Genomic DNA, 17332 nt, shown 5'->3' with positions numbered 1-17332 from the left:
CCCGGCCTATGCTCTGGCCCGCATGGATCGCGCCGCCGTCCCCCCCGCGCTTCCCGCACCTCGACGGGGTGCGCGCCATCGCCGCGCTCAGCGTCCTGGGCGTCCACACCGCGGGGCTGACGACGTTCACGACGAGCAACGACCTGCTCGGCCCGCTGACGGCCCGGCTGAACGTCGGCGTGGCGATCTTCTTCGTCCTCTCGGGCTTCCTGCTCTACCGGCCGTTCGTCGCCGCCCGGCTGGCCGACCGCGACGCGCCGCGGATCGGCGGCTACCTGCGACGACGCGCGCTGCGGATCGTCCCCGCCTACTGGCTGGCGCTGACGCTGCTGGCGATCTGGCCCGGCCTGAACGGCGTCTTCACGAAGGACTGGTGGGTCTACTACGGGTTCGCGCAGAACCTCCGCGGAGGCTGGATCCTCCAGGGCATCGGGCCGGCGTGGACGCTGCACGTCGAGCTCACCTTCTACGCGCTGCTGCCGTTCCTGGCGCTCGCCGCGGCCCGGTGGTTGCGCGGCCGTCCGGTGGCGCAGCAGCTGTGGCCGGAGCTCGCGGCGATCGCCGTGCTCGGCCTGCTGTCGCTGGCGCTGCGCGCGTGGCGGTCGGTCGCCGGGTCACCCACCGAGGTCGGGGCGAACCTCCTCCCCCAGCTGTTCCTGTGGTTCGCGCTCGGGCTCGCGCTCGCGGTCGTCAGCGCGCACGTCGCCGACCGACCGGTCGGTCGGCGGCCCGGCTGGGTGCGGTTCGTCGGCGCGCACCCCGGGGTGCCCTGGGCGGGGGCGGTCGCGGTGCTGCTGCTGTCCACGCAGGTGGGCCTGCCGATCCTGCCGCTGGCCGACTACGACACCTACGAGCTGCTGTGCGAGCACGTCCTCTACGCGCTGATCGCGGTGCTCGTCGTGCTGCCCGCGGCGATCGGCACCGACGGGGGCGGCCGCGTGCGCGCGCTGCTGGCGTCCCGGCCGCTGGTGTGGCTCGGCCTCGTCTCCTACGGCGTGTACCTGTGGCACCTGCCGCTGGGCGAGGAGATCAACGCCCGGCTCGGGCCGCGCGTCGCGGACCTCGGCTTCCCGATCATCACGCTGGCCGTGCTGGCCGCGTCGCTGGTGGCCGCGACCCTCTCCTACACGCTGGTCGAGCGGCCGCTCATGCGCCGCTTCCGGGGCTCCCCGGCGCCGCGGGCGGCGGAGCGCCCGGCACCGGTCCACGCGGGTTGAGCGCGCGGGCGCGCTCGCGCTGCACCTGCGCCTCCTCCGGTCGGCCGCGGGCCTCGAGGACCTCGGCGAGCGCGGTGCGGGCCGCGAACGCCTCCGGGTCGCGGTCGACCGCGGTCGCGGCGAGCCGCTGGGCGCCCGCGAACGCCCCGATGCGCACGAGCGCCCGCGCGGACAGGGCGAGCGCCTCGCTGCCGCGGCAGTGGTCGACGACGTCGGCGGCGAGCGCGCGGCCGCCGTCGGGCAGCGGCTCGGGCTGCGGGGCGAGCGCCGCCCCGAACGCGGCGCCGCGCGCGTCGTCGCAGGACCGCACGTCGGCGCCGCGCTGCAGCGCGAAGGCGACGACGGTGACGCCCGCGAGGACGAGGAGGAGCCGCAGCGCGGTCACGGGTCGGGATCGTAGCCGCGGCGCAGCAGCACCACGAAGCTCGGGTCGCGCGCGACCTCGCGGTAGTCGCGGGCGATGACGCGGTCCAGGACGTCGGCGCCGTCGAGGCGCCCGCCCCCGTTGGGCTCGTCGCGGCGGGCCGCGGGCGCGATCCAGCGCACGACCCACGGCGTGCGGGTGCGGGCGAGGTCGCGGGCGATCTCCTCCTGCACGTCGCGGTCGGTGACCACGCCGGGCTGGACGACGTCGTAGCGGGACGGGTTGGGCCGCCCCAGCAGGACGTTCAGCAGCGGCGCGCCGAAGCGCACGCGGGCGTAGCGCGGCGGCGCGACGAGCACCGGGCCCGGGACCGCGCGGACCGTACGGGCGACGAACGCCGCGCCGCGGGCGAACGCCGCGTCGGCCCGGACGCCGTCGGCGGCGGGGCCGGGCAGCGCGACGAGGTCCCCGGGGTGCAGCAGCCGTCCCGCCTGCCGCTCGGCGCCGTGCAGCGCGACGAGCGCGCAGACGGCGAGGCACGCGCCCCGCACGCCGCGCCGGTCGCTGCGCGCGCCGACGACCCCGGCGAGCGCGGCGAGCGCGAGCGCCAGGCCGAGGAGGTGGAACTCGTCGGTGCGCGCCAGCAGGTAGGCCAGGCCGCCGGCCACGAGCGGCGCGAGCGCCCACGCCTCCCGTCCCGCGCCACCCCGGCGGGCCGCGAACCAGGCGGCCGCGCCGGCGGTCGCCGCGACGAGCAGCGCCGGGTAGGCGGCCTCCAGCAGCTTGTTCGGGTCGGGGAACGCGTCGGCGACGGGGAACGGGAACGGCAGGCGCTGCAGGTCCTGGATGCCCAGGAAGCCGACGGTCTGGTCGGCCAGCTCCGCCGGGGCGAGCAGCGCGAACGGCAGCACGCCCATGGCCGCGACCGCGCCGGCGGCCGGCAGCGCGCGGCGGGCGGGCGCCCCGCCCAGCACGATCCCGGCGGCCGCCGCGAGCCCGATCTCGGGCCGCCACAGGCCGGCGAGGCCCGCCAGGGCCCCGGCCAGGCCGGGCCGCTGCCGGCGGGCGGCGAGCAGCGCTCCGAGCGCGAGCGCGAGCGCCGGCGGCCCGGGTCCCGCGTTCGCCGGCCAGGCCAGCGCCCCGGCGGCGGCGAGGCCCGCCGCGAGCGGCCAGCCCAGGACACGCGGATCGTCCCGCCCCTGCTCGGGCTCGACGAGGCGGGCGACGAGCAGCACGACGGCGACGTCCAGGACGAGCCGGGCGATCCGCCAGGCCAGCAGCGACGGGCCGGTCACCCAGGTCAGCGCGCCGAGCGCCAGCGCCTGCCCGGGACCGTAGTTCCACCAGAAGTCCCGGTAGGGCAGCTGCCCGTCGGCCACGCGGTCGGCGGCCGCGAGGACGAGCCCCTCGTCGTGCGGGCCCGCCTCGAGCAGCAGCGTGCAGCCCGACAGCAGCAGCGCCGCCGCGGCCAGCAGCAGGTCGCGACGCACGGCGGTCACTCCGGGCTGTCCGGATGGCCGCCGGCGGTCGGGCCACGCCACGGGACGGGCGCCACGACGTCCTCGATCCGGCGGACCGCGACCCGGCGCAGCGCGGCCCGCTCGCGGAGCATCACCCCGAGCAGCGGCAGCGCCGAGGCGAGCCCGCCGAGGTGGGCGCGCAGGCGGCGCTCGCGGGCCGCGTGCAGCGTCCAGGCGAGCTGCCGGTAGACGACCGGCCCCGCCCACCGCCACGGCCACGCGCGGGCGACGAGCAGCAGCGTGTTGCGGGCCACCCAGCCGCTGACCGGGCGCGCGAGCTGCCCGCTGGAGCCCCCACCCGCGTGGCGGGCGACGGCGGGCTCGTAGCCGCAGCGCCAGCCGGCGAGCGCCAGGCGCAGCCCGAGCTCGACGTCCTCGAGGTAGGAGAACAGCCGCTCGTCGAAGCCCCCGACCGCGAGCACCGCGTCGCGGCGGTACAGGGCGGCGCCCGCGCAGGCGCTGAAGACCTCGCCGGGGACGTCGAAGCGACCGTCGTCCGGGCGTCCGGCGCCGCGCTGCTCGCAGACCCCGTCGCGGCGCAGCCGGTCGCCGGCGTCGTCGACGGTCCCGGGATCGTCCAGGCGCACGAGCTTCGACGCGACGCTCGCCAGCCGCGGGTCGCCGTCGAGCCGGTCGGCCAGGCGGACGTGCCAGTCGGGGGCGAGCTCGACGTCGGTGTTCAGCAGGGCGATGCGCTCCCCGTGGGCGGCGGCGATCCCCCGGTTGGCGGCGGCCGCGAAGCCGCGGTTGCGGTCCTCGCGGAGCACGACGACGTCCGGCCGGGTGGCGGCGAGCCAGTCGGCGGTCCCGTCACGGGAGCCGTTGTCGACGATCACGAGCTCGTCGAACGGCCGCTCCTGGGCGTCGATCGACGCGAGCAGGCCGGGCAGCCAGCCGCGACCGTTCCAGGCGGGGACGACCGCGGTCGTCCTCACGACCGCCGCGCGCCGGGGCCGGGGCGGCGACCGCGGGCGCGCGGCCGGTCGGCCGCCGGCGGGCGGCGCGCGGGGACCGGGGCGTCGCGCGCGTCGCGGATCGCGGCCTCGACGGTCGCGGCGAACGCGGCGCGGAAGACCTCGACGTCGAACCGCCGGGCGTTCTGCACGCACACGTCGGGGTCGACGGAGAGCGGGTCGAAGCGCCGCACCGCGGCGCACAGCGACGCGACCGTCGGCTCGTCGTAGAACGTGCCCGTGCGGCCCTCGATCACGGTGTCGCGCACGCCGCCGGCGCGCAGCGCGATCACCGGCCGTCCGGCGGCCTGCGCCTCGACCGCCGCGATCCCGAACTCCTCGGTCGCGGTGACGACGAGCGCCCGGGCAGCGGACAGCCGCCGGGCGACCTCGGCGTCCGGGAGGTGCCCGACGACCTCGACGGTCGGGCCGGCGAGCCGGCGCAGGCGGCGCAGGTCCGGGCCCTGGCCGATGACGGTCAGCGGCAGCCCCATCTGCGAGAACGCGCGGACCGCGAGGTCGATCCGCTTGTGCGGCATCAGCTGCGAGAGCACGACGTAGCGGTCGCCGACGGGGCCGGGGGCGAACCGGGCGGTCTGCACCGGGGGCGCGACCACGACCGCCTCGCGTCCGAGGTAGCGGGCGATCCGCAGGCGCGTCGTCGGCGAGTTCGCGACGTACGTGTCGACGCGCTGCGCGGCGATCCAGTCCCACTGGCGCCATCGGGCGAGCACCGTGCCCAGCACGGCGCGCCCGATGGGCCCGCGGGCGCCGAGCGTCTCCTCGCGGGCGTTCCACGCGTACCGGAACGGGTTGTGGCAATAGCAGACGTGGACGGCGCCCTCGTCGGGGATGACGCCGTGCGCCCAGGCGCTCGAGCTCGACACGACGAGGTCGTAGCCGCGCAGGTCGAGGCCCTCGACCGCGGCCGGGTAGAGCGGCAGCAGCGCCCGGAACCAGCGCGCGGTCGGGCGCAGCCGCTGCAGCCAGCTGGTGGTCACGCGGCGGCGGGCGAAGCGGCCGCGCGTGCCGCGCTCGTCGTAGACGGCGGTGAAGAGGTCGGCGTCCGGATACAGGTCGCAGAGGACCGCGAAGACGCGCTCGGCGCCGCGGGCGTCGAGCAGGAAGTCGTGCACCAACGCGACCCTCGGTGGTCGAGACCCCTCCATCCGCGGCGAGTCTATGCGACCGCCCGGGGGGCTACGGTGCGGAGGATGAGGGTCGGCGTCGACGCCCGCGCGCTGGCCGGACACCGGGGCGTCGGGCGCTACGCCCGCGCGCTGCTGGACGCGATGGCCACGGCGTTCCCGCAGGACGAGCACCACGTCGTCGCCCACGGGGCGGCCACCCCGTCGCCGGGTCGGACGATCGTCCACCGCACGCGGCTGCCGCGTCGGGCGGCCTACGCGACGGCGGCGCTCACCGGGCGCCCGCGCCTGGACCGCCTGCTCGGCGGCGACCTCGACGTGGTGTGGCTCCCCGCCCCCGCCCCGGTCGCCGTCACCGCCGGCGTCCCGGTCGTCCTGACCGTCCACGACCTGTCGTTCTGGGAGCGTCCCGGCGACTTCACCCGTTACGAGCGGGCCTGGCACGTGCTCGCGCGTCCCGACCGGCTCGTCGCGCGCGCCGACCGGCTGCTGGCCGACAGCGCCGCCACCCGGGACGCGCTGCTGGCCCGCCGCCCCGGGCTCGCCGACCGGGTGGTGGTCGTGCAACCGGGCGTCGCCGCCCCGGCGGCTCCCCGCCCGGGCCGGTGCGCGACCGGCCGTTCCTGCTGTGGGTCGGGGCGCTCGAGCCCCGCAAGGCCCCCGACGTCCTGGCGCGGGCCTGGGCACTCGCCCGCGCGGGCGGGCTGGACGCCGACCTCGTCGTCGTCGGCGAGGGCCGCCGGCCGATCCGCGGCCCGGGCGTCGTCGCGCTCGGCCGGGTCGACGATCGGACGCTCGCGGGCCTCTACCGGGACGCGCTCGCGCTCGTCGCGCCCTCGTGGCTGGAGGGCTTCGGCTTCCCGCCGCTGGAGGCGGCCCTCCTGGGGACGCCATCGGTCCTGAGCGACCTGGCCGTGCACCGCGAGACGCTGCCCGACGCCGCGCTGCACGTCGCACCGGGGGACCCGCGCGCGCTCGCCGACGCGCTCGTGCGGATCGCGGCCGACGCCGCGCTGCGCGAGGACCTCGCCGCCCGGGCGCGCGCGGCGGCCGACCGGCTGACCTGGGAGGCGGCGGCCCGCGCCACGCGCGCCGCGCTCGCGGACGCCGCGGGGGCGTCGCGGTGAGCGTCACGCTCGTCGTCGTGCTGCACGACAGCGCCGCGCCGCTGGAGCGGCTGCTGGCGTCCCTGGAGGCGCACGCGGGGCCGCTCGCGCCGCAGCTCGTCTGCGTGGACAGCGGCTCGCGCGACGGCGGGGCCGGGGTCGCGCTGGCCCGGGCGCACGGCGCGGAGGTGCTCGTGCTCGACGGCAACCCGGGCTTCGGGACGGCGAACGTCGCCGGGCTCGCCCGCGCCCGGCACCCGGTGACCGTGCTGCTGAACCCCGACGTCGAGCTGCTCGACGACCGCGCGCTCCCCGCGCTCGTCGCCCACGCGGCGGGGCACGACGCGCTGCACGTGCCACGCCTGCTGACGCCCGCGGGCACGGTCGAGGACAGCGCCCATCCGCGGCCGGGGTCGCCCGGCCACGCGCTGCTGGCGCTGGCGCACCCGCCGCTGCTGCCGCGGCGGCTGCGCGAGGCCGCACAGCCCTGGCGGGCCGACCGTCCACGAACCGTCGGCTGGGCGATCGCCGCGTGCGTGGCCGCGCGGACCACGACGCTGCGCGAGCTCGGACCGTTCGACCCGGCCGCGTTCCTGTTCTTCGAGGACCTCGACCTCTGCCTGCACGCGGCCGCGACGGGCCGGCCGACGGTCCTGCACCCGGACCTCGCGCTGCGGCACGCCGGACGCCACAGCACGGGACCCGCGTTCGGCGGCGAGCCGGTCGCGCTGCTGGCCCGACGGCGCCGCCACGTGGTCGCCACCCGGCTCGGCGCCCGCGGCCTGCGACGCGACGACCGGCTGCAGGCGGCGACGTTCGCGACCCGGCTGCTGGCGGCCCGCCTGCGCCCGGGCGCGGACGCGACGCTCGTGCGCGCCCGCCGCGACGCGTTGCGCGCGGCGCGCCGCGCCGCCCCCGACGCGCGCGCCGTGCTCGCGGCGGACCCGGCTCAGAACAGGCCGAGCTGACCGTCGGGCGGCGGGCCCGCCGCGGGATCCGGGGCGACGGGCGGCAGCGGCGCCGCCGGCGGCACGACGACCGGCCGGGGCTGCTCGGGCAGCGGCAGCGCCAGCAGTCCGGGCAGGCGCGCGAGGTCGCGGCGCAGCAGCTCGAGCGTCTGCGGCCGGTAGAGCGCCGCGGCCGGGTGCAGGACCGGCAGGACGCGCACGCGACGGCCGGCGAGCTCGACGACCTCGGTGCGCCCGTGCACCCGCAGGATCGGCTCGGCGACGCCGCGCACCACGCGGGTCGCGACCGTGCCGAGCGTGCAGACGACCCGCGGGGCGACGAGCTCGACCTGCGCCAGCAGGTGCGCGCGGCACCGCTCGAGCTCCGCCGGGGCCGGGTCGCGGTTGTCCGGGGGCCGGCACAGCAGCGCGGTGGTCGTCCACACCGCGGCCGGGTCGATGCCGGTCTCGCGCAGCAGCTCGTCGAGCACGCGGCGGGGACGGCCGAGCAGCGGCACGCCCCGCTCGTCCTCCTCGCGGCCCGGGGCGTCGGCGACGACGAGGAGGTCCGCGTCGGGGTCGCCGCTGCCGAACACGACCTGGGTGCGCGTGGCCGCGAGCTGCGGGCAGCGACCGCACCCCCGGGCCCGTGCGGCGGCCTGCGCGATGGCGTCTCGGCGCTCGTCGGGAGACGACACGCGGCGATCGTACCGTCCGCCCGGGGGATCCCCGTCGACCGTCGGGGAGACACCGGTGAGGCAGGTGTTGCGCATCGAGGCCCGGTGTGTACTCTCCGTGACGAGGCCGTCACCGATGCCCGGGACGGACCTCGGCAGTCCCCGCAGGACCAGGCAGCACACCCCTCACCACACGCGACCGGTACCCCCCTTCCGGGGACTGGACCGAGATCTCCCATGGAGACATCCCCCACTTCCGGGGCCGACCAGGGCCCCTGCCGCTGTGCGCTGATCGGCGCCGGCCGCGTCGGCTCCGCGCTCGCGCGGGCCCTGCCCGCCGTCGGCGTCGCCGTGCACGGCCCGCTGGGCCGGGAGGCGACCGTCCCCGCCGAGGCGACGGTCGCGCTGCTGTGCGTCCCCGACGCGGAGATCGCCCGGGCGGCCGCCGCGATCACCCCCCGCCCCGGCCTGCTCGTCGGCCACTGCTCGGGCGCGACCGGGCTCACCGCGCTGACCGGCGCCGGGCACGAGGCGTTCTCGCTCCATCCCCTGATGACGGTCGCGGGCCCGGACGCGGTCTTCGCCGGCGCGGGCGCCGCGGTCGACGGCAGCACCGACGCGGCGCTCGCCACCGCGCGGGAGCTCGCCCGGACGCTCGGCCTGCGGCCGGTCCGCATCCGCGACGAGGACCGCGTCGCCTACCACGCGGCCGCCTCGATCGCCTCGAACTTCCTCGTGACGCTGCAGGACGCCGCCGAGCGGCTGCTGGCCACCGCCGACGCGGACCGCGAGCTGCTCGTCCCGCTCGTGCGCGCCACCGTCGAGAACTGGGCCGCGCACGGTCCCGAGCGCGCGCTCACCGGCCCGATCGCCCGCGGCGACGTGGCGACCGTCGCGGCACAGCGCGACGCCGTCGCGGACCGCACCCCGGAGCTGCTCGCGCTGTTCGACGCGCTCGCGGACGCGACCCGGTCGCTCGCCGACCGCCGGACGGTGGTGACGGGCTGATGCGCACCGTCCGGACCGTCGCCGAGCTCCGCGCGCTGCTGCTGCCCGACCGTCGGGCCGGCCGCCGCATCGGCCTCGTCCCGACGATGGGCGCGCTGCACGACGGGCACCTCTCGCTGCTGCGTCGGGCCGCGGCCGAGACGGAGGTCGTCGTCCTGTCGCTGTTCGTCAACCCGACCCAGTTCGACGAGGCGTCCGACCTCGCCGCCTACCCGCGCGACGAGGCCGCCGACGCGGCCCTCGCCGAGCAGGCCGGCTGCACCGTCCTGTTCGCCCCGTCGGTGCACGAGGTCTACCCCGACGGGTTCTGCACGACCGTCACGGTCGACGGTCCGCTCACCGGCACGCTCGAGGGCGCGCACCGCGGCGCCGAGCACTTCCAGGGCGTCGCGACGGTCGTCACGAAGCTGCTGAACATGGTCGGCCCCGACGTCGCGTTCTTCGGGCAGAAGGACGCGCAGCAGGCGCTCGTCATCCGCCGCCTCGTGCGCGACCTCGACATCCCGGCGCGCATCGAGGTCTGCCCGACCGTCCGCGAGGACGACGGCCTCGCGCGCTCGAGCCGCAACGTCCGCCTGCACGGCGAGGACCGCGACCGCGCGCTCGCGCTGCGCGCCGCCCTGCGTGCCGCCGAGGACGCGGTCGCCGGCGGCGAGCGCGACGCCGCCGCGGTGCGCGACGCCGCCCGCGCGGCCATGACCCCCTTCTCCGTCGACCCCGAGTACCTCGCGGTGGTCGATCCCGACACCCTCGTCCCCCGGACGGCGATCGACGGCGACACGCTCGTCGCGGTGGCCGCGCGGGTCGGCGAGGTCCGACTCATCGACAACACCCTCATCCCCTCTCCCCGTTGAAAGGCACCTGAGCCCCCATGCAGCGCGTGATGCTGAAGTCGAAGATCCACCGGGCGACCATCTCGGACAGCGATCTGCACTACGTCGGGTCGATCACGATCGACGCCGACCTGCTGGACGAGGCGAACATCCTGGAGCACGAGCAGGTCCACGTCGTGGACGTCGACAACGGCGCCCGCTTCGAGACCTACACGATCGCCGGCGAGCGGGGCTCGGGCGTCATGCAGGTCAACGGCGCCGCCGCCCGCCTCGTGCACAAGGGCGACACGATCATCGTCATCTCCTACGGGCAGTACGACGAGGCCGACCTGGAGCACTACGAGCCCCGCGTCGTCCACGTCGAGAAGGGCACCAACCGCGTCATCGACGTCGACACCGCCGTCGCGACCCTGCTCACCTGAACCCACGAGGATCAAGGACTCCCCCTCATGTCCACCTTCCCGCAGGTCTCCGTCCCGGCCGACGCGTCGCGGCTGCCGGTCACGCTCCCCCGGCTCATGGAGAAGCGCGCGCTCGGCGAGCCGATCGTCATGGTCACCGCCTACGACTACCCGTCGGCGGTCGCGGTCGACCGGGCCGGCGTCGACGTCGTCCTGGTCGGTGACAGCGGCGCGATGACCGTCCTGGGCTACGACTCGACGGTCCCGGTCTCGCTCGACGAGATCCTCATGCTGGCCAAGGCCACCCGCCGCGGCCTGAAGACCCCGTTCCTCGTGGGCGACCTGCCGTTCGGGTCCTACGAGATCAGCGACGAGCAGGCGGTCGCGACCGCGATGCGGTTCGTCAAGGAGGCGGGCTGCGACGCGGTGAAGCTCGAGGGCGGCGGCCCGACCTCGGTCGCGCGCGCCCGGGCGATCGTGTCGGCCGGCATCCCGGTGATGGGCCACGTCGGCCTGACGCCGCAGACCGCGACCGCCCTGGGCGGCTACAAGGCGCAGGGCAAGAGCGCGCTGGCCGCCGAGCGCGTCGCGCGCGAGTCGTTCGCGCTGCAGCAGGCGGGGTGCTTCTCGATCGTCTTCGAGGCGATCCCGAGCGCGGTCGCGGAGATGATCCACGAGCGGCTCGAGATCCCGGTGATCGGGATCGGGGCGGGCCCGAACGTGGACGGTCAGGTGCTGGTGTTCCACGACCTGCTCGGCATCCGCGAGGGGCGCGGCGCGAAGTTCGTGCAGCGCTACGCGGACCTGCTGGACGACATGGCGGCGGGCGTCGGCGCCTACGCGGAGGACGTGCGGACGGGGCGCTACCCGGGTCCGGAGCACGGCTACGCGATCGAGCCGGTCGAGCTCGCGGAGCTGCGCGAGCGGCTCTAGCGCGCCCCGCGGCGACCTGCGGCCCGTTCGTGCGTTCCCGCACGAGCGGGCCGCGCGCTTTCACATCGCGTTAACCCGCTAGCCTGCCCGGGCCATGGCGCGACTGTCCTTCATCTTCGCCCCCAAGGACCGCGAGTTCTTCGACATGTTCGAGGAGGCCGCCGTCAACGGGGTCCGGGCCGCCGACCTGCTCGACCAGATGCTGCGGGGCTGGCCGGACACGGCCGACCTCGCGCGCGAGATCCTCATCTGCGAGCAGAACGGGGACCGGATCACGCACGACATCATCAAGCGGATCAACGAGACGTTCGTCACCCCGATCGACCGGGAGGACATCCTCGAGCTCGCCTCCAAGCTCGACGACATCGTCGACCACACGGAGGAGGTCGCCGACATGCTGGGCCTCTACAAGATCGAGGCCCCGATGGAGCAGGCCCAGCGCCTCTCCCACATCCTGCTGCAGTCCACGCGCCAGCTCGCGGAGGCGATGCCGCGGATGCGCGACTTCCAGGACATCAACCACTACACCGTCGAGGTCAACCGCCTCGAGAACGACGGGGACCGCATCTCGCGCGACGCGATCGCGTCCCTGTTCGACGGCGGCATCGACCCGATGGTCGTGATCCGCTGGAAGGACATCTTCGACGGTCTCGAGGCCGCGATCGACGCCACCGAGCACGTCGCGAACACGCTCGAGGGCATCGTCATCAAGAACGCGTGAACGAGCTCGGGGGCCCGGCTCGCCGGCCATCTGGCCGGCTGCGCCACCCCTAGAACGACCCAAGGAACATGGACGGCGACATCATCCTCGTCATCGTCATCGTCACGGCGCTGGCGTTCGACTTCACCAACGGCTTCCACGACACCGCCAACGTCGTGGCCACCGCGATCTCCACGCGCGCGGTCGCCCCTCGGGCCGCCGTCGCGTTCGCGGCGATCCTGAACTTCATCGGCGCGTTCCTGTCCCTCGAGGTCGCGGCGACCGTCGGCAAGGCGATCGTCGAGGCCGACGCGATCACCCCGACGATCGTGTTCGCCGGCCTCGTCGGCGCGATCGCGTGGAACATCGCGACCTGGTGGTTCGGGCTGCCCTCGAGCTCCTCACACGCGCTGATCGGCGGCCTCGTCGGCGCCGCGTTCGCCGCGAAGGGCCCCGACGCGATCCTCGGCGAGGGCCTGCTCGGCAAGGTCGTCATCCCCGCGTTCGTCGCGCCGATCCTCGCGTTCCTCGTCGCCGGGCTGTCGATCCTGCTCGTCTACCGCATCGTCGGGCGGCTGCGGCCCGGCCCGGTGACCCGGGGCTTCAAGGCGGGCCAGCTGCTCTCCGGCGGCCTGCTCGCGCTCTCGCACGGCACCAACGACGCCCAGAAGACGATGGGCATCATCACGCTCGCGCTGGTCGCGCACGGGGACATCCCCGCCGACGACTTCCACGTGCCCTTCTGGGTGGTGTTCGCGAGCGCCAGCGCGATCGCGCTGGGCACCTACTCGGGCGGCTGGCGGATCATCAAGACGCTCGGCACGAAGATCATCAAGATGGACTCCGCCCAGGGCTTCTCCGCCCAGGGGGCCGGCGCCGCGGTGATCCTCGCCGCCTCGCACGCGGGCTACCCGCTGTCGACGACGCACACGATCTCCGGCGCGGTGATGGGCGCGGGCGCGGCGAAGCGGCTGAGCGCGGTGCGCTGGGGCGTCGCCGGGAACATGGTGCTCGCCTGGGTGCTGACGATCCCCGCGGCCGGCCTGATCGGCGGCGCCTCGTACGGGCTGACCGCGATCTTCGGCGACGGCGCGATCGGTCCCGTGATCGTGATGACGCTGCTCGTCATCTCCCTGTCGGTGGTGTTCGCCAAGCGCGCGGAGGGCAAGCACGCATGACCCCGATGCTCGCGAAGATCGTCGACGTCGAGACGCTGTGGCAGACGATCTGGTCGGCGACGCTCACCGGCGTCGGCGTCTCGGTCGTCTTCGCGCTGACCGTGGTCGGCTTCACCCGCTGGACCGACCTGCGTCGTGACGGCCGCACGGCGCCCGCCCTGGCCTACGGGCTGCTGGCGCTCGCCGGGGTCGCCGGGACCGCCGGGTCGATCGTCTACGCGATCGTGCTGATCACGTCGAAGTAGCCCCGCCGGACGGTCAGGACCGGCCGCGCGGCGTGCGACCGTCACCGCGGATCGGCGGCGACGGGGACGCGTAGCGGCCGCGGACGGGCCGCTCCTGCGGCTCGCCGGCGTCGGGCGTCCCGGACGGGGTCGCTCCGCCGGCCGGGCCCGGGGCGGGCCCGTCGGGACGGGCGGTGCGGCCGTCGCCCGCGGCGGCCTCCGCGGCGAGGATCCGCGCGACGCGCTCGGCGATCTCCTGCGCGGCCTCGTCGGTCTCGGGCCCCTGGGTGCGCAGCCGCGACTGCACGGCGCCGACGGTCGTCGCGTCCGCGATCCGCTTGTGCGCCTGGCGCAGCTCGGCCTGCACGGCGATCCCGAACTCGCGCAACTGGTCGGTGGCGGCCTTGACCGCCTCCTGCATGGCCTGGCCCTCGGCGCTGGCCCGGTCGGCCTGCTGCACCGCCTCGCGCAGCAGCTGGTCGGCCTGCTGACGGACCTCGCGCTGCGTCTCGCGCGCGTTGCGGCGCGCCTCGACGAGCTCGGTCTCGCCCTGGGCGCGCAGCTCCTGCGCGGTCTGCTCGGCCTCCGCGAGCAGGCGCTGCGCCTTGATCTGCGCCTCCTGCAGCACGCGCCGCTCGAGCTCGGCGGCGCGCTGCTCGCGTGACGCGTCGAAGCGGGCGCTCTCGGCCTTGGCCTCCTCGAGCTTCTGGGTCGCGGCCGCGCGGATGCGCTCGGCCTCCTGCTGGGCGGCGCTGCGCACGGCGGCCGCCTCCTGCTCGGCCTGCGCGCGCAGTCGGCCGGCGTCCTGGCGGTCGACCGCCGCCTGCTCGCGCAGCTCGACGAGCTCCTGCTCGGCGGCGTCGCGGGCGGCCCGGAGCTCCTGCTCGACGGTGAGGCGACGCGCCTCGAGCTGCGACTCGGTCTCCCGGCGCAGCGCCTCCGCATGCTCCTCGGCGGGGCGGCGCAGCTCGGCGACCTCCTGCTCGGCGTCGGCGCGCAGCTGGGCGATCTCCCGGTCGGCGCCGTCGCGCAGCGCGGCGAGCTCGCGCTCGGTGTCGCGGCGCAGGTCGGTCAGCTCCTGCTCGACCGCGGCGCGCGTGGCGGCGGACTCCTGGGCTGCGTGCACGCGCACGGCCTCGGCCTGGGTGCGCAGCGTCTCGGCCTGCTCGCGCGCCTCCTCGAGCTCGGCGCGTGCCTCCTGCAGATCGGCGTCGAGGCGGGTCGCGGCCTGCGCGGTCGTCTCCTGCGCCTCGGTGCGGGCGGCGTCGAGCATCGCGGCCGCGCGGGAGCGCGCGTCCTCCAGCGCGGTGGTCGCCTCGACGCGAGCGGCCTCGAGCAGCTCCTGCGCCTCACGGCGCGCGTCGGGGACGGCCGTCTCGGCCTCGGCCCGGGCGGCGGCGACCTCGGCCTGCGCCTCGCGGCGCAGCGCGGCGAGCTCGTCGCGGACGGCGGCGACCTCGGCGTCGACGTCGGCGCGCAGCGCGGTCACCTCCTGCTCGGTGCGCTCGAGCGTCTGCGCGGTGTCGCGCTCGGCGCCGAGGCGCAGCTGCGCGGCGTCCTGCTCGGCGGCGGCACGGACGCTGGCGGCGGTGTGCTCGGCCTGCGCGATGATCGCGGCCGCGTCGCGCTCGGCGACCTCGCGGATGGCGGCGGCGCGCGCCCCGGCCTGGACCTGGAGGTCGTCGGCGGCGCGCCGGGCCTCCTCGGCGATCCCGGCCGCCTCGGCACGGCGGCGGGCCTCCTCCTCGGCCTCGGCGGCGAGACGGGCCTGCTCGGCCGCCTCGCGGCGCTCGGCCTCGGCACGCTCGGCGGCCTCGCGGGCGGCCTGCTCGGCGGCGGCGCGCTCGGCGGCCTCGCGCTCCTCGCGGGCGGCCTGCTCGGCGGCGAGGCGCTCCCGCTCCGCCGCTCGGGCGCGGGCGGCCTCGTCGGCGCGGCGGTCGGCTTCGGCCTGCTCGGCCGCGCGACGCTCGGCGTCGGCGCGACGCTGCTCCTCGGCGCGGCGCTCGTCGTCGGCGCGCCGCTGGGCCTCGGCGGCCTCCTCGTCGGCGCGGCGACGGGCGTCGGCCTGCTCCTGCTCGCGGCGGCGGGCGTCCTGTGCCGCGCGGTCGGCGCGGGCGCGATCATCGTCGCGGCGGCCGTTGGGCGCGGTGACCGGCGGGAGGTCGGAGACGAAGGTGCGGTGGCGGACCGTGAGCTCCCAGCCGGTGCCGCCCTCGGGCAGTTCGACCGACCGCTCGCGCACGACGTCGACCTTGCCGAACCGGACCGTGAGGTTGGCCAGCAGCGTCCCCCGATCCGGGCCGCTGACCGTGACGAGGTTGGCGTCGGAACCCATGAACCCTGAACGTACCGGACGCGGCCGTCGCGAAGGGGTCCGAACCCTCAGTTTGCGGAGGCTTCCACCGTCTTCAGGACCTTCGCGGGGGCGCCCGCCGCGATCGAGAACGGCGGCAGGTCGGTGGTGACGACGCTGTTGGCGCCGATGACGCAGCGCTCCCCGATCGTGACGCCGCTGGTGATCACGACGTTCGCGCCGCACCAGACGTTGTCGCCGACGACGGTCGGCCCCTTGCTGGTGAAGCCCTGCCACGGCACGGGCTTCTCGAGGTCGTCGAAGCGGTGGTTGCCGTCGGTGACGAGGCAGCCGTTGGCGAACATGCAGTGGGCGCCGATCTCGACCCGGTCGACCGCCGCGACCTGCACCCCGAGGTTGAGGAAGGTGCCGGTCCCGATCGTGATCGTGCCGCTCCCGGTGAGCCACACCCCCGGCTCGAACAGGACGTGCGGCCCGAGCGTCAGGCGCCCCTCGCGGAGCATCGCCAGCGCCTCGCCGTGCAGCGGCCCCTTCGCGAAGCACTCCCGGCGCGCCAGCTCGGCGTGGAGCCGGGCGATGCGCCAGGGCAGACGGTCCCCGCGGTAGTAGCGGAGCTTCTGCAGCCACAGCACGGCCTGCGCACGGGTCATCACGGGAGCCTCGCAGACCCGCGGGAGGCGGTGGGGTCGGCCGGCGCGGTAGGTTGCCCCGCGCGTGCTGCTGCGACTCTTCTCCTACGCCTACTGGGCGGTCATCGGGATCACCTGCCCGATCTTCTTCGTCGGGGCCGTCCTCGTCTGGCTGGTGACGCTGCCGTTCGACCGGCGCAAGGTCGTGCTGCACATGTACTCGTGCGCGTGGGCGCTGTTCTACGTGACGCTCAACCCGATCTGGCGGCTCGACGTCCGCGGGCGGGAGCACCTGCCGTGGCGGGGCCCGGCGGTGATCGTCGCCAACCACGCGTCGCTGATCGACATCCTCGTCCTGTTCGGGCTGCTGCGCCCGTTCAAGTGGGTGTCCAAGGCGGAGAACTTCAAGATCCCGTTCGTCGGCTGGAACATGACGCTCAACGGCTACGTGCCGCTGGTGCGGGGCGACCGCGCGTCGGTGATCGACATGCTGGCCACCTGCTCGCGGCTGCTGCAGCGCGGCAACCCGGTGCTGTTCTTCCCCGAGGGGACGCGGTCGAAGGACGGACGGCTGCGCCCCTTCAAGGACGGAGCGTTCGAGCTGGCGATCCAGCACGGCGTGCCGCTGATCCCGGTCGCCGTGGACGGGACCGCGCAGGCGCTCCCCAAGCACGGCATGGTCCTCGAGGAGCACGTCCGGGCGACGGTGCAGATTCTCGAGCCGATGGACCCGGCCGACTACGCCGACGTCGCCGCCCTGCGCGAGGCCGCCCGCGAGCGGATCGCCACCGCGCTCGGCCAGCACTGACGGACGAGCCGCCGCCCCGGCCCCCCACCCTGCCCCACCGTGCCCCGCCGCGGGGGGTGAACGGACATTTCCAGACCCTGGAGGGGCTGGAAATGGACAGTCTCGAGCCCTTGTCGGGAATCCGGCCTCCACGCTGTCCATCTCCCGCCCCCGGAAGGGATGGAAATGTCCGTTCACACCCGGCAGGACTGGCGGGCGGCACAGCTGGTGGGCGGCCGGTCCGGCAGGCGGCAGGGTTGGCAGGCGGCAGGGTTGGTGGGCGGCAGGGGCCGCCGGGTCCGGCCGCGCCGCCCGGCCCGGTCGGGCCACCGAGCCAGGTCGACCTGCCGGTGCCGGTGGCCCGCCAGTTCCGGCCCGCCGGAACAGCACGAC

Annotated in this window: 18 protein-coding genes; 11 read left to right on the top strand and 7 right to left on the bottom strand. The window is 76.3% G+C overall.

Annotated features, from left to right (window positions below):
• Positions 1-8 precede the first annotated feature (8 nt).
• The gene (locus tag GKE82_RS00840) at positions 9-1217 is read left to right on the top strand and encodes an acyltransferase (protein ID WP_154732032.1); all 1209 of its coding nucleotides are present in this window, start codon (positions 9-11) and stop codon (positions 1215-1217) included.
• Here the strand turns inward: GKE82_RS00840 and GKE82_RS00835 are convergent.
• Genes GKE82_RS00835 through GKE82_RS29635 form a run of 4 tightly spaced genes read right to left on the bottom strand, consistent with a single transcriptional unit; the run spans position 1147 to position 5190 of the window.
• Entirely contained in the window at positions 1147-1602 is a 456-nt protein-coding gene (locus GKE82_RS00835) for a hypothetical protein (RefSeq protein WP_154732031.1), read from the bottom strand. The genes GKE82_RS00840 and GKE82_RS00835 overlap by 71 nt on opposite strands.
• Positions 1599-3080 carry a hypothetical protein gene (locus GKE82_RS00830; protein ID WP_154732030.1) on the bottom strand — a complete coding sequence of 494 codons (1482 nt, stop codon included), beginning with the start codon at positions 3078-3080 and terminating at the stop codon, positions 1599-1601. Before GKE82_RS00830 ends, GKE82_RS00835 begins: the two co-directional genes overlap by 4 nt.
• The gene (locus GKE82_RS00825; protein ID WP_154732029.1) at positions 3077-4036 is read right to left on the bottom strand and encodes a glycosyltransferase family 2 protein; all 960 of its coding nucleotides are present in this window, start codon (positions 4034-4036) and stop codon (positions 3077-3079) included. Before GKE82_RS00825 ends, GKE82_RS00830 begins: the two co-directional genes overlap by 4 nt.
• The gene (locus tag GKE82_RS29635; protein WP_196189003.1) at positions 4033-5190 is read right to left on the bottom strand and encodes a glycosyltransferase; all 1158 of its coding nucleotides are present in this window, start codon (positions 5188-5190) and stop codon (positions 4033-4035) included. The genes GKE82_RS00825 and GKE82_RS29635 overlap by 4 nt, the downstream gene beginning before the upstream one ends.
• 617 nt (positions 5191-5807) lie before the next feature.
• Here GKE82_RS29635 and GKE82_RS00815 point away from each other — a divergent pair.
• Positions 5808-6329, top strand: coding sequence for a glycosyltransferase (locus GKE82_RS00815; RefSeq protein WP_154732027.1), 522 nt, complete (start codon positions 5808-5810; stop codon positions 6327-6329).
• Positions 6326-7276, top strand: a complete 951-nt coding sequence (locus tag GKE82_RS00810) for a glycosyltransferase family 2 protein (RefSeq protein WP_158276875.1) — start codon at positions 6326-6328, stop codon at positions 7274-7276. Before GKE82_RS00815 ends, GKE82_RS00810 begins: the two co-directional genes overlap by 4 nt.
• Here the strand turns inward: GKE82_RS00810 and GKE82_RS00805 are convergent.
• Positions 7258-7953: a uracil-DNA glycosylase gene (locus GKE82_RS00805; RefSeq protein WP_196189002.1), complete on the bottom strand. Its 696-nt coding sequence runs from the start codon at positions 7951-7953 to the stop codon at positions 7258-7260. The genes GKE82_RS00810 and GKE82_RS00805 overlap by 19 nt on opposite strands.
• Positions 7954-8169: 216 nt before the next feature.
• Between GKE82_RS00805 and GKE82_RS00800 the strand changes: the two genes are divergently transcribed.
• The 7 genes from GKE82_RS00800 to GKE82_RS00770 all read left to right on the top strand — a co-directional run bounded on the left by GKE82_RS00800 (position 8170) and on the right by GKE82_RS00770 (position 13230).
• Positions 8170-8940, top strand: a complete 771-nt coding sequence (locus tag GKE82_RS00800) for a Rossmann-like and DUF2520 domain-containing protein (RefSeq protein WP_107569924.1) — start codon at positions 8170-8172, stop codon at positions 8938-8940.
• The gene (panC, locus tag GKE82_RS00795) at positions 8940-9794 is read left to right on the top strand and encodes a pantoate--beta-alanine ligase (protein WP_154732024.1); all 855 of its coding nucleotides are present in this window, start codon (positions 8940-8942) and stop codon (positions 9792-9794) included. Before GKE82_RS00800 ends, panC begins: the two co-directional genes overlap by 1 nt.
• Before the next feature lie 17 nt (positions 9795-9811).
• Positions 9812-10195 carry an aspartate 1-decarboxylase gene (gene panD, locus GKE82_RS00790; protein WP_107569926.1) on the top strand — a complete coding sequence of 128 codons (384 nt, stop codon included), beginning with the start codon at positions 9812-9814 and terminating at the stop codon, positions 10193-10195.
• Positions 10196-10222: 27 nt separating this feature from the next.
• On the top strand, positions 10223-11107 hold the full coding sequence (gene panB, locus GKE82_RS00785; protein WP_107569927.1) for a 3-methyl-2-oxobutanoate hydroxymethyltransferase: 885 nt from the start codon (positions 10223-10225) through the stop codon (positions 11105-11107).
• A 94-nt stretch (positions 11108-11201) separates the two neighbouring features.
• Positions 11202-11828 (top strand): DUF47 domain-containing protein, encoded by a 627-nt coding sequence (locus GKE82_RS00780; protein WP_154732023.1) that lies wholly within the window; start codon positions 11202-11204, stop codon positions 11826-11828.
• Between the two features lie 68 nt (positions 11829-11896).
• Positions 11897-12985: an inorganic phosphate transporter gene (locus GKE82_RS00775; protein ID WP_154732022.1), complete on the top strand. Its 1089-nt coding sequence runs from the start codon at positions 11897-11899 to the stop codon at positions 12983-12985.
• Positions 12982-13230 carry a hypothetical protein gene (locus GKE82_RS00770; protein ID WP_107569930.1) on the top strand — a complete coding sequence of 83 codons (249 nt, stop codon included), beginning with the start codon at positions 12982-12984 and terminating at the stop codon, positions 13228-13230. Before GKE82_RS00775 ends, GKE82_RS00770 begins: the two co-directional genes overlap by 4 nt.
• 13 nt (positions 13231-13243) lie before the next feature.
• Here the strand turns inward: GKE82_RS00770 and GKE82_RS00765 are convergent, their stop codons facing one another.
• Together GKE82_RS00765 and GKE82_RS00760 are read right to left on the bottom strand one after the other, a co-directional pair.
• Complete coding sequence (locus GKE82_RS00765; RefSeq protein WP_154732021.1) at positions 13244-15544, bottom strand: hypothetical protein; 2301 nt, start codon at positions 15542-15544, stop codon at positions 13244-13246.
• A 47-nt stretch (positions 15545-15591) separates the two neighbouring features.
• A complete protein-coding gene (locus GKE82_RS00760) occupies positions 15592-16173 on the bottom strand; it encodes a DapH/DapD/GlmU-related protein (RefSeq protein WP_107569932.1) in 582 nt (193 codons plus the stop codon).
• A 64-nt stretch (positions 16174-16237) separates the two neighbouring features.
• On the opposite strand from GKE82_RS00760, the gene GKE82_RS00755 reads away from it, so the two are divergent.
• Positions 16238-16960 carry a lysophospholipid acyltransferase family protein gene (locus GKE82_RS00755; RefSeq protein WP_309233303.1) on the top strand — a complete coding sequence of 241 codons (723 nt, stop codon included), beginning with the start codon at positions 16238-16240 and terminating at the stop codon, positions 16958-16960.
• The last annotated feature ends 372 nt before the right edge of the window (positions 16961-17332 follow it).

Origin of the sequence: Conexibacter sp. W3-3-2 (assembly GCF_009707605.1) — a bacterium.
Taxonomy (GTDB): Bacteria; Actinomycetota; Thermoleophilia; order Solirubrobacterales; family Solirubrobacteraceae; genus Paraconexibacter; species Paraconexibacter algicola.
This window is presented reverse-complemented; position numbering and strand designations above follow the sequence as displayed.